Origin of the sequence: Maribacter huludaoensis, assembly GCF_029350945.1 — a bacterium.
GTDB lineage: Bacteria > Bacteroidota > Bacteroidia > Flavobacteriales > Flavobacteriaceae > Maribacter > Maribacter huludaoensis.
Window position 1 is genome coordinate 479,715 of sequence record NZ_JARKMS010000002.1, and the last position, 13,032, is coordinate 492,746.

General features: G+C 34.2%; 8 protein-coding genes. 3 read left to right on the forward strand and 5 right to left on the reverse strand.

Going from position 1 to position 13,032, the window contains the following annotated elements; translation table 11 throughout:
* Positions 1-108: 108 nt before the first annotated feature.
* A complete protein-coding gene (gene gcvP / locus PXC01_RS07115; protein WP_276471617.1) occupies positions 109-2,961 on the reverse strand; it encodes an aminomethyl-transferring glycine dehydrogenase in 2,853 nt (950 codons plus the stop codon).
* 135 nt (positions 2,962-3,096) lie between these two features.
* On the opposite strand from gcvP, the gene PXC01_RS07120 reads away from it, so the two are divergent.
* Positions 3,097-3,918 carry a UbiA prenyltransferase family protein gene (locus PXC01_RS07120; RefSeq protein ID WP_276471618.1) on the forward strand — a complete coding sequence of 274 codons (822 nt, stop codon included), beginning with the start codon at positions 3,097-3,099 and terminating at the stop codon, positions 3,916-3,918.
* Here the strand turns inward: PXC01_RS07120 and PXC01_RS07125 are convergent.
* Both PXC01_RS07125 and PXC01_RS07130 read right to left on the reverse strand, forming a co-directional pair.
* Complete coding sequence (locus PXC01_RS07125) at positions 3,911-4,141, reverse strand: hypothetical protein (RefSeq protein ID WP_338089453.1); 231 nt, start codon at positions 4,139-4,141, stop codon at positions 3,911-3,913. The two genes, PXC01_RS07120 and PXC01_RS07125, sit on opposite strands and share 8 nt — an antisense overlap.
* Before the next feature lie 2 nt (positions 4,142-4,143).
* Complete coding sequence (locus PXC01_RS07130) at positions 4,144-4,698, reverse strand: sigma-70 family RNA polymerase sigma factor (RefSeq protein WP_276471619.1); 555 nt, start codon at positions 4,696-4,698, stop codon at positions 4,144-4,146.
* A gap of 72 nt (positions 4,699-4,770) precedes the next feature.
* Here PXC01_RS07130 and PXC01_RS07135 point away from each other — a divergent pair, with 72 nt between their 5' ends.
* Positions 4,771-5,124, forward strand: a complete 354-nt coding sequence (locus PXC01_RS07135; RefSeq protein ID WP_276471620.1) for a rhodanese-like domain-containing protein — start codon at positions 4,771-4,773, stop codon at positions 5,122-5,124.
* A gap of 11 nt (positions 5,125-5,135) precedes the next feature.
* On the opposite strand, the gene PXC01_RS07140 is transcribed toward PXC01_RS07135, so the two are convergent.
* Complete coding sequence (locus PXC01_RS07140; protein ID WP_276471621.1) at positions 5,136-5,534, reverse strand: response regulator; 399 nt, start codon at positions 5,532-5,534, stop codon at positions 5,136-5,138.
* Between the two features lie 6 nt (positions 5,535-5,540).
* A complete protein-coding gene (locus PXC01_RS07145) occupies positions 5,541-10,088 on the reverse strand; it encodes a PAS domain-containing protein (protein ID WP_276471622.1) in 4,548 nt (1,515 codons plus the stop codon).
* Positions 10,089-10,464: 376 nt separating this feature from the next.
* On the opposite strand from PXC01_RS07145, the gene PXC01_RS07150 reads away from it, so the two are divergent.
* A complete protein-coding gene (locus PXC01_RS07150; protein ID WP_276471623.1) occupies positions 10,465-12,963 on the forward strand; it encodes a toxin-antitoxin system YwqK family antitoxin in 2,499 nt (832 codons plus the stop codon).
* The last annotated feature ends 69 nt before the right edge of the window (positions 12,964-13,032 follow it).

Sequence of the window (13,032 nt, forward strand, 5' to 3'; positions counted from 1 at the left end):
GCATGCATAATTAATTTTACGATGGTCAAGCTATTTTATTTTAAAGGGAGAAATGAAAAAAGCCTTTTCGAAATGTCGAAAAGGCTTTGATATATGGGGTTTCTGCCATTATTCTGTTTCCATATACGCTTCAATAGGTGCGCAAGTACAAATTAAATTACGGTCTCCATATGCATCATCAACTCTACGGACAGAAGGCCAAAATTTGTTTTCTGCTATGTACGGCAACGGAAAAGTTGCTTTTTGTCTTGAGTATGGAAATTGCCAATCATCTGTAGTGGCCATTTCTAAAGTATGTGGAGCGTTTTTTAGAACATTGTTTGGCTCGTCTGCATTAGATTCATCTATTTCTTCCCTAATAGAGATCATTGCTTCACAGAATCTGTCTAATTCTGCAAGATTTTCACTTTCTGTAGGTTCTATCATAACGGTCCCTGCTACGGGAAAAGAAACTGTTGGTGCGTGAAAACCATAATCCATTAGTCGTTTTGCAATGTCCGTAACTTCAATTCCATTTTTCTTGAATGGTCTGCAGTCCAGAATCATTTCATGGGCAGCTCTTCCTTTTTCACCGGTATAAAGAACATCAAACTTGCCTTCTAATTTATGTTTAATGTAATTGGCGTTCAAAATTGCAATCTTTGTAGATTGGGTTAGACCTTGTTCTCCTAGCATTTTAATATAACCATAAGAAATTAGGCAGACCAATGAGCTTCCCCAAGGTGCTGCTGATATGCCCGTGATAGCATTTGTGCCACCCGTTTTTATTACCGGGTGGCTTGGTAAGAACGGTACTAGTTGTGGTGCAACGCATATTGGGCCAACGCCAGGGCCACCACCACCGTGTGGAATGGCAAATGTCTTGTGAAGGTTTAGGTGACAAACGTCTGCACCAATAGTTGCAGGGTTTGTTAAACCTACTTGTGCGTTCATATTTGCGCCATCCATATAGACTTGTCCGCCGTGGTCATGGATTAATTTTGTAATCTGTTTGATCGATGATTCAAATACACCATGTGTAGATGGGTATGTTACCATCAAAGCAGCTAATTTATCTGAGTGTAATTTTGCTTTTTCCTCAAGATCTGCAACATCAATATTTCCTTTTTCATCTGTTTTGGTTACAACAACTTTCATTCCTGCCATTACAGCGGAAGCCGGATTGGTACCATGCGCGGAAGAAGGGATCAAGCATATGTTTCTTTCGGAGTCTCCTCTAGCTTCGTGGTATGCCCTAATGACCATCAACCCTGCATATTCACCTTGTGCACCAGAGTTAGGTTGCAATGAAGTATCTGCAAAACCTGTAATAACCGAAAGGTCTTTTGCAAGTTCTCTTAATATTGTTTGGTACCCTTCAGCTTGTTCTACTGGTACAAATGGGTGAATATTGCCCCAGTTAGATGAACTTAGAGGAAGCATTTCACTGGCGGCATTTAATTTCATAGTACAACTTCCTAAAGAAATCATACTGTGGTTTAACGCTAGATCTTTACGTTCAAGTTTCTTGATGTAACGCATTAATTCAGTCTCTGAATGATATGAATTAAATACCTTGTTTTCCATAAAAGAACTTGTGCGCTGTACATTACTTGGAATTGAAGTAGTGCTTAATAAACTTGTTATTTCTGACGAGGTTTTACCAAGTGCTTCAGCGAATATGGATACAATCTGATTTAGGTCGTTTAATGAAGTAGCTTCATTGATCGCAATAGAAATAGTGTCATTGTCAACATAGTAGAAATTCACTTCATTTGCTTCTGCAATTGGGCGAACTTTTTTAGCATCTGCTTTTACCGTTATGGTATCGAAATAGGCTGAGTTTGTTTGGTAAATACCTAAATTTTCAAGGGCATCTACCAAAGTAACTGCGGTAGCATGAATTTTTGATGCTATGTATTTTAATCCCTTAGGACCATGATATACTCCGTACATTCCTGCCATTACGGCAAGCAATACCTGTGCGGTACAAATATTAGAAGTTGCTTTGTCCCTTTTAATATGTTGCTCTCTGGTCTGTAAGGCCATTCTTAAAGCAGGCTTACCATCGGTATCCTTGGTTACCCCTATAATTCTGCCGGGGATGTTTCTTTTAAACTCTTCCTTTGTGGCAAAGAATGCTGCATGGGGCCCACCATAGCCAAGTGGAATACCAAAACGTTGTGTTGTGCCCACAACAACATCCACTCCAATTTCTCCAGGTGGTGTCAATAAAACTAAGCTCATAATATCCGCGGCTACGGCTACCTTAATATCATTGTCTTTTGCTTTAGCTACAAATGCGGCATAGTCGTAAACTTGACCGTGTTTACCGGGATATTGTAAAAGTGCACCATAAAAATCAGAGCTGAAATTGAATTCCTCATGGTTTCCTATTACCAATTCAATTCCTAATGGAATAGAACGTGTTTTTAGTAGTGACAACGTTTGTGGTAATATTTCTTCTGAAACAAAGAATTTAGAAATAGAATTCTTTTTTTGTTCACGACTTCTAACATCAAATAACATGGTCATGGCTTCTGCGGCTGCCGTACTTTCATCAAGTAAAGAAGCATTGGCCAAAGTCATGCCAGTTAGGTCGGAAACAATAGTTTGAAAATTTAATAAAGCTTCTAATCTACCCTGGGCTATTTCAGCTTGGTAAGGCGTATATGCAGTATACCATCCTGGGTTTTCAAGAATGTTCCTTTTTATTACTGACGGTGTTAAGCTTTCATGATACCCTAATCCAATATAGGTTCTAAAAACTTTATTTTTTCTGGATAAAGCTTCTGTATGAGCAAGAAATTTATGCTCACTCATTGGTGGGTCTAATTTTAGGGGTTCTTTAAGTCTTATATGTTCTGGTATGGTCTCAAAAATAAGTTGTTCCAGATTTTCAACACCAACCGTGTTGTACATGGTATTTAAATCTTCTTCCCTAATGCCGATATGGCGCAAAGCAAACACGTCAGTCTTCATAGATACTATTGTTATATATCTTGTAAAATTACCACTTTTATGTGTTTAATTTAGTGTCGTAAGATGTCCATATTCTGAAAGTTTTTAACCAAAACAAAAGGTTATAAACACTTTAACTACTTTTGTTTAATGACCATGATCAAAAAGATTTTTGATTTTTACCTTGACGCTAGTATTCATGTCGCTTTGGCGATATTTAGCTTGGTTCATGTTACGGCCCTTACCTTAAACATTAACGTACCTTTTGAACTTTACTGTTTTATCTTTTTTGGGTCTATTAGCTGTTATAATTTTATAAAATTTGGTGTAGAGGCAGAAAAGTATATTCTTGTTGCCAATACGTATCAAAAAAATATTCAATTTTTTAGTCTAGGATGCCTTTTGGTAGCAGCGTATCAATTATTTTTTCTGTCGGAAAAGGTTTTGATTTCATTATTTGTTTTGGCTGCGATTACTGGTCTTTATGCGTTGCCCGTACTGCCCAGGCATAAAAATTTTAGAAGCTTTAGTGGATTAAAAATATTAATAGTTGCGGCAGTTTGGGCTGGTGCTACAGTAGTTTTGCCAAGTATTTCTGTGTTAAATGAAATTTCTTGGAATATAAAAGTAGAAACGTTACAACGATTTTTCTTTGTATTGGTGTTACTGGTGCCTTTTGAAATTAGGGATCTAAAGTATGATAATGTGGCACTTAAAACATTGCCCCAAAGGGTAGGGTTTAAAAGAACAATAGTAATCGGATATTTGTGGGCAATTTTCTTCTATACCCTTACATTCTTAAAATTAGATGTAGATTTAAATTACATAGCGGTTAAAACGATTGTATTTATTATTTTAATGGTAATGCTGTATAAAACAGAATTAGATCAAAAAAGATATTTTTCATCTTTTTGGGTAGAAGCAATTCCATTATTTTGGTGGTTGGTTTTTTTACTTAGCAAGAAGTATATTATTTAGCTTTCGTAAAATTTTCTTTCATCTTCTTTTTCTCTTCATCTGTTAAAACAGCTAATCTTGCCTGATTACATAGAGAAGTTAATTTTGTATTGTCTTTGCTGTGCTTGGCACAGGTTTTACAAATAAGTAAGTGAAACTTTAATTTTAATTTATCCCAACCCGAAGCTTCTTCGTATTGAGCTTTGTCGCAAATATTTGCCGCCTTTTCACATGAAATCATCATAACTAAAACCAATTTTGATTTAAACAACCCATTAAGCCCGTTCTGGCTCTATGTATCATTACCCAAAGGTTAGACGCATTAATACCTAAAGCATTACAAATATCTTCAGTTTCCATTCCTTCAATAGTTTTCATGGTAAAAACTTGGGCTTGCTTTTTTGGTAATTTAGAAATACAAAGTTGTATGGCCAGGCCTAATTCTTCGTTTTCAATAGCATCGTTTTCAAAATTACTGTTGGGGTCCGCAATACGTTCTTCTAACCAATCACCTTCTGCATCGGTCTGTGAACTATAGCTCATACGTACTTCCGCTTTGCCTTTTTTTGAATTTATTTTGCGGTAGTGGTCTATGACCTTGCGTTTTAGAATTGCTATTAACCAAGTACGTTCGGCTGCATCACCCTTAAAATTTTTAGCCGATTTTAGACCTGCGATAAAAGTATCTTGAACAAGATCTTTAGCAATTTCGGCATCGCTTACCCTTGTAATGGCATAATTAAACAGGTAATCTGCATAGAGATCCACCCACTTGTCTGGATTTAGGTTGTTTGTTTCCATTTTATATTCTGCACTTCAAAAGTAATTGAATTTTGGTTATTATATTTATTTTTGGGTATAAACACTGTTATTATGAGGATTTTACTGTTTTGTGTATTGTTGATGAGCGCCCAATTTGTGATCGGCCAGTTAGTGTCTAAGCCAATTGTGGAATTTGCAGGTTATCAACAATCTTCAGAAGTTTTAATAGATGTTAGGACTCCTGTAGAATTTGAAGAGGGGGCAATAGAAGGTGCTGTAAATATTGATTGGTTTTCCCATGACTTTAATCAGCAAGTACAATCCATAGATAAAAACAAAATAATTTATGTGTATTGTAAAAAAGGTGGTAGAAGCTTAAAAGCTCAAGCCAGGTTAGAGGAGTTAGGCTTTAAAAACGTAATTAATCTAGAAGGTGGTTACGATGCTTATTTGCAAGAAGAGTAGGTTGGGAAAAACTACAACTCTGCTAAAATTTTAGTCAATTGGTTGTCCCTTATCGGTTTAACGATGTAGTCCGTTACTTCTTTTATATTTTTTGTTTTTTCAAAATCTACCAGGTCTACAGAAGATGATAAGATGTAAATGGTAATTTTTTTGCTGGTTTTAGGTAGTAATTTTATGTACTCGTCCATAAACCGATAACCGTCCATAACCGGCATATTAACATCCAAAAAAACAACATCGGGCAATTGGTTATGGTTATTTATGTTTTTGGAGAAAAAGCTCATTGCTTCTGCACCATCCGTAAATGGTATGATCTCACTTACTGACCTGTGTGCGTTCAACGTATGAAATATAGTGTATTGAAAAACTTCATCATCATCTATTACGCATACCTTAATACTATGATCCATTTTAGTTTAGTTTAAAGTGATATAAAATGTTGTTCCAATATTTACCTTACTATCTACAGAGATAGAACCTCCCATAGATGTTATCTGTGCTTTTGTCAAAAATAGACCTACACCTTTTGCTTCGGGATGTTTATGAAAAACTTTATTAAGTCCAAAAATTTTGCTCCCGTGCATGTTCATATCTATACCTGATCCATTATCCTTAAATTCTAAAAGTACTCTGCCATTCACTTTTTTTGATGATATAAAAATTTCGGGAACTCTTTCTAGTGATCTGTACTTTAGAGAATTACTAACTAAATTAAGAAAAATACTTTCTAAATAGATAGAATTGTATTTTACATTTTCGGCATTTGTAAAATCACTTGTAATTTTGGCACCTGTTTCTATCATTTCTGCCGCTAAAACATTTTTGGTTTTAAGTAGCATTTGTTCAAATGAGATTTCTTCTGTTACTGCTGCTGCATTATGCTTAATGGTAATAGTCTCTATTAGTGCATTTAATGTTTCTGACAAGTGTTCAATTACAATTTCAAACTTTTCAAAGACCTCTTGTTTTGTTTGCTCGTTCTTGGTTTTTTTGTACAGTGCCAATAGGGCATTTAAATTACTTACCGGTGAACGCAGATTATGTGAGGTAATATGGTTGAATTCGGCAAGCTGCTTATTTTTTGAAGTTAAGATGATAGTGGATTTTTCTAAACTTCTATTCGTGTCCAGTATTTTTTGTTGTGCCTCAATCTGTTCCGTTATATCTTGGCTTGATCCTATTAGCTCAATAACATTATCATCAATATCTAGTATAACCTCACCAATTATTTTAATGGTTCTTATAGAGTTGTCGTTCTTTATAATTCTGTGATGGAAGGTATTGAACTTTTTGGTCTCAATAATTTTTTGACTCATTTCAATAACCTTCTCGCGATCGGCGGGATGCACTTTCTGTAAATATGTACTAAAATCTGGTTTTGTCCCCTGTTCAAAATCTAAAATTTTCAATAAATTTTCAGATTTGTTCATTACATCTTTTACAATATCCCATTTCCAATGACCTATACTAGATAATTGTTCGGCAAAATTCAACAGTTGATTTTTTTCTAGTAAATCCTTTTCTATTTTTAAACGTTCTGTAATGTCTTGTGCAGTTCCTGCTATTACGACTACTTCTCCGCTATGGTTTTTGGTAATACCGGCTATTGATTCTATAGAAAGAACGTTGCCATTATGTAAGACTATGCGAAAAAGGATTGGTTTTGTACTTTCGTCTCCCTCTGTATATCTTTTAACCCGGTCTTTTACATATTCCAAATCGTCTGGATGTATTTTAGAATAGAAAATATTCATATCCATTGGTGAACTCACCTCTAGATTATAAATCTTATAAAGATTATCTGACCATTTTAATTCATTTGTACGTAGATCAAAATGCCAAGAACCCATTTTGGCAATTTCTTCTGCATAAGATAGTAATTGGTTTTTTTCTTTAATTTTCTCCTTGGCCTCAATTTTTTCGGTAACATCACGTGTTGTACCAATTAATTCGGCAATATCTCCGTTTTGATTTTCTATGATTTCAGATACCAATTCTAAAGAACGTACTGTATTATCATTTTTTATAATACGAAATGATAAAATTTTTCCGCTTTCATGCGTTTCAAGAATGTTGTTAATATGTTGATATGTTCTATCTATATCTTCTGGATGTACTTTAGATAAAAACTTTTCGAAAGTCATTGGGGTGTTCAGTTCAATGCCATAAATTTTATAAAGGTTATCTGACCAAGTAGAAACGCCGGTAGTAGGGTTCCACTTCCAAGAGCCCATTGTTGCCATTTCTTCAGATACCGATAATAAATGGTTTTTTTCTTGAATAAGTTGTTTTGCCTTGATCTGATCGGTAATGTCCTGTGTAGAACCAATAATTTCTATATTGCCTTCATTATCTTTTGTAATTTCCCGTCTAACTTCCAAAGTTTTTATTTCTCCGGTATGTAGCAAAATACGGTAGTAGCTATGTTTGTGTTCTTTACCTTCAAAAATTTCTTTGATCAATGTTTTAACATCTTCCAGGTCTGGAGGATAAACACTGGCCAATGCACGTTCAATGTTGATTTCTGACCCTAATTCAAACCCATATATTCTATAAAGGTTATCAGACCATTTGTATATATTCTTTTTTGGTTTCCATTCCCAAGAACCAAGCATTGCCATTTGCTCTGCCATGTTCAATTGTTGGTTTTTTTGCAATAACTCTAACTCTTTGGTTTTTGTTTCTGTAATATCTTGACAAACACCGGTCATTTCCAAAACTTGGCCTTCACTATCACGTATAATTTTCCCTAATGATTTTATAATTTTAATGGTACCGTCATTTAATTGAATTCTATACGTTGAATTTGGAAATTCACCCCCTTTCATGGCACTCGTCAGTTTAGAGACGATCTGCTCTCGATCTTCTTCATGAATATAATTGATATAAGTCTCAAAAGTTAGCGGGGCATCTTTTTTGTGGCCGTAAATGGAATGTAAGTTATTTGACCAAATAACCTCGTTGGTTGGCGTGTTCCATTGCCAATAACCGATCATAGCCATTTTTTCGGCAACGTTTAAACGATAATTCTTTTCTGATAGTTCTAAATCTTTTGTGTTGCCTTCTGTAATATCTAAGCATGTACCCAACAATTCTTGTGTGCCATCTGTTTTGTTAACGGTTACCTTTCCAATAATCTGAATTACTTTTGTTGTCCCGTTTTTAAGAAGGATTCTATGGGTAAAGTTGTAGAATTTGTTGTCATTTATAGATTGAGCTACTTTTTTCTTGACAAAGGCTTTATCTTTTGGGTGGACTTTGTTAAAATATGTTTCAAACGTCAGATTATCTATGATGGGTTGTTCAAAGATCTGAAACAAATTCTTTGACCAAAAAACACTGTTTTCACTAGGTTTATATCTCCAATAACCCATAGTTGTCAGGTGCTCTGCAAAATCTAGCAATTGGTCTTTTTGAACTAATTCATGTTCTATATCTATAGTATTGGTAATATCACGAGTAGTACCTATCAATTCCCTCTCCTTGTTTATGTCATTAGAGATAATATCGGCAACTATTTCTAGCGTTCTAACACTACCGTCTTTGATTATAATTCTATGAACGAACTTACATTTTGTATTTGTGTCCTGTACAAATTGCATTGATTTTTTAACAATGTCCTTGTCTTCAGGATGTATGCGTGTATACAAAAGAGCGAAATTTATGAGGGTGTTTTTGTTAAAATCCATAATTTCATATAGATTTTCTGACCATTTAAACTTGCCTGAAGATGGGTTCCATGACCATGTGCCGGCTTTTGAGGTTTCTTCCGTTAGGCTTAGTTGATGGTGTGTTTGTATCAACTCTAGGTCTTTATTGACTTTATGGGAAATGTCTTGGGTAGTACCAATAAGTTGTATGACCTGACCGCTGGTATCGGTAACCGCATCTGATACTACCTGAACCGTTTTTACCGAACCATTTTCTAAAATAATTCTATGTAAGAACTTGTGAGATTTTTTGTTGAGCAGAATTTCATTGAACTTTTCTTTGAGATGCTCTAAGTCATCTGGATGCGTATAGTTTTGTAATGTCTCAAAAGTCATTTTTGTACCAATCTCTATTTCAAAAATTCTATAGAGATTATCGGTCCACCTGAATTCTTCTTTTTTTAAATCTAACTGCCAAGAACCCGCTTCGTTTATATTTTCCGTTAATTTTAATTGATGGCTGGTCTGTGAAATTTTTTCCTTTATGGCAATCTTTTCTGAAATGTCTTGGCAAGTTCCCAGCATGGAGATAACCTCTCCTTGTTCATTGCAAATAACTTTACCGGTAGAGCATAATGTTTTAACGGTACCATCTTTTAATTGAATTCTATAATTTAATTCTGGAAATTGTTTGGTTTTCAGCGCTAAATCAAACTTAGCCCTTACTGCCTGTTTATCGTCTTTATGAACATAACCAATATATATCTCATAAGAAATGGGGTTGTTTTTGTTATGGTTGAAAATAGCGTAAAAATTATCTGACCAAGTCAATTCACCGGTAACGACATTCAAATTCCAAGATCCGGATTTTGCTAATTTTTCAGCATAGTTCAGTTGATGTTTTATTTGCAGATTTTTACTGTGTGTATGGTCATTCTCGCTCCTATCTTCAACCACTCCATATACACTCGTGCATTCTCCATCAATTATTACCGGTTGTGCAGATAGGTGTAAAGGGCGAGAATTTCCTTTGGCAGTTATAATTTCGTAATCCAGTTCAAATGGAGTGCCGTTTTCTATAGCTTGTTTATGTAATTGTAAGATTTTATTTTTTGAATCAACAGCTTTACACTTGCCATAGCAGTTTGTAATATTTGGAACATGATCCATAGAAACTTCATGAAGTTTCTTTAAGGTGCTGTTCCAATCAACCGTGTTGGTTTTTAAATTGATTTGGAACATACCTGGTTGAGATACTTTCCGGGAAGTTTCTGTAATTTGTATTGCAGGCGAAAGAGCGTCCTCTTTACTCATTATTAAAGTATTAGGTGATTGTCTACAAAATCTCTAATAAAAGCAATAATCGAAAAAGAATAGATTTGTAGCTATATGGCTACAAGATAATTATTAAATATTTGGCACACAGCAAGTTTTTAATTTTTTGGAATTTAAATAACATCACTTTTTTAAATTTTATCTGATTTATGTGGTTGTAGCTTTAATTGCTGTAACTATTATATAGGTTGTACTTTGTATTCTAGTACAAACAATTAATTTAGTCATCTTGTTGTTCAATTAATTTTCTCTAAACTATTCCATGTATAAATTTAAAAGGGTTCTAAGTGTTTTTTCAATTCTAAATTCTAAACATCTACTGCTGTTAAGTGTTTTTTTAATCAGCAATTTACACTTGGCTTATTCACAAAACGATACTATTTTCTTTAACGCCAAGTGGAAAGTGGTTCCTAAAGAGGATGCTTCTTTTTTTAGGCCCAAAGTTAAAAAGGTGGGTGCTTTGTATAAAATTGAAGATTATTACATAAATGGTAATGTTCAAATGCGGGGTATGTCCTCAAGCGCAGAAAAAGATATTTGGGAAGGCGAGGTTATTTGGTATAATGAAGATGGTACACCTTACAGGCAGGGTACGTATGTAAATAATAGGTTGCATGGTAAGTTTATAAGCTATAGTGAAAATGAAAAATTGGTTGCCAATTATGTAAACGGGTATTTCAATTCAGGTGCAATGGTTTCTGATTATGGTGAAGGCCATTTTTTTCAAGAAAAAAAAGGAGACACATTGCTGCAAGTGTATTATGATAATGATAGAAAAGGAATTAGGTATGAGAATTTTAGCACTTCAATAAAAGGAAATTATTATTCTAGGTATTATGGTGATGATGGGGCGTTGATTGGTGACCGTACGCTACTATCAAATGGTTATGTTAAAGGGATTGAGGTGTTTTATTATTACGATCCTATGAGAGTTCGGCAAATAAGATATTTGCCATATGGTCAAGAACTAGCATCTGCAACATACTATGGTAACGGTCAAATACGCGAAAAGGTAAATACCAATGATAAATGGTCAAAAGAGTATTATTCTGAAAAAGGGGCATTATTAGGTAAAATAGAATATACTCTAGACGGTGATTATTTACGCCCAATGAACGGTACGCTAATAAAATTTCAATTAAGTGAAACTAAAGATTACAGTGGGGCAATAGGTTCTATAACTACCTATTCTGATGGGGGAATTCAACTAGAAGAAATTTTTAATGCCGCTAATAAAAAAACTAGGTCTGCCCAATTTGAAAACGGCGTCAAGTCCTTGCAAGTAAATTTTGACGATAACGGGAAGGAAATCCATAGAATGGTCTTTAAAAACGGTTTACCTTTTCATGGTGTAGAGACTACTAATTATCATACTATAGTTTATGAAAATGGAGATTTGGTAGAAGAGGTCTTTTTTTACCGAGATACCAAGAAGCCTCAAAAGAAGTTGAATAAGACTAAAGAGGTTTATTATGACTTTGACGGCAATATTTTGGGCGAGCTAAACATTAAGTTTGAAAACGGATATAGCACTCCTTGGCAGGGACAACGGTTTACCTTAGGCGCAGAAAAGGGTGAGGTTTTAGGTATAAGTGAGTATAAAGAAGGGGTGTTGGTTAAGCGAACTGATTATAGAAAACGTCTTGTGGACAAAGATACTTACAAGACCTTTAAGAAAATTGAAGAATACGGTGACAACGGTTATGATAAAACAAGGGAGGTTCGTTTTTATAGTAATGGAAAAATGCAAAGTGATATAACTTTTTCTAAATACAAGGAGGTGAAAGGTGTGTTTTTTAATGACCAAGGTGAACAATTAGGTGTTTTTGATTATGAAAGCAAAGAAGGAAAAATGTATAAATTCTTTGTTGATACCAATGAAATACAATTAATAGAAAGTTATGAGAATGGCAGACTGGTAGCATCAAAAAGATATGAGATGCAGAGAAATGTAGATTATAACATAAGCAAACCTATTTTAATACATGATGTTGATATTACTTGTTGTGAATCGTTTTATAGCGATGAGACAGGAGAGTTACTTGGCCGTGTTGAATATGTAAACAACAAACCTTGGAAAGGAACAGCTTATAATACCGCAGATAGAACCAAGTTTGTAATAAATCAAGGTAAACGCAATGGTGAATATGTTAAGTATGATTATTCCGGTAAAATAAAAGAACAAGGTAAATTTGTAAATGATAAAAGAGAAGGCGCGTTTAATTATTATAGTTATAATGAAGCTTTAAAGAAAACTGAAAATTATAAGAATGACATATTAGATGGAGATGTAGTTTACTATAACGACGAAGGTAAATTGATTTCTAAAGTTGAATACAAGAATGGCAAGCCTTACAATGGTACAATACTTCTAAATACATACTCTAAACGTGGTGCTAACGAAGAGTCTTACGAAAAAGGTGTCTTGGTAAAACGTATAACCTATGGTGAAAATGGTAAAAATGTAACTACATATGTAAATGGAATAGAAGATGAGACTCTTTCTTTTTATCCCGAATCAGATTTTATAAGGCTTAAGTACCGGTCAAAAAACAATTATATAGATGGTGATGTAATTAGATATGATGAAAAAGGTAACCAAGAGTTTAAGGCCAATTTAAAAATGGGAAAATTATTATCGGGCACTATATTGTTAACTACAAATGATTATAATAACAGGGTAAAGTATGTTAAACTTACCAAAGACAATGAATATGTAAAAACAGAAGTATTCGATATTGACAGCATAGTTATTTTTGAGGCCAAAGAAAAAATAATATTAGGTTCTAGACCAGAATATTTAGAACGTTTAAATATTGTTACGAAGTTTATTGACAGCAATTATCTGTATTGATTTTATATATACAATTACCACTAATAATTAAAAAGGGAGTCGATGTAAATCGACTCCCTTTTTTAGTTT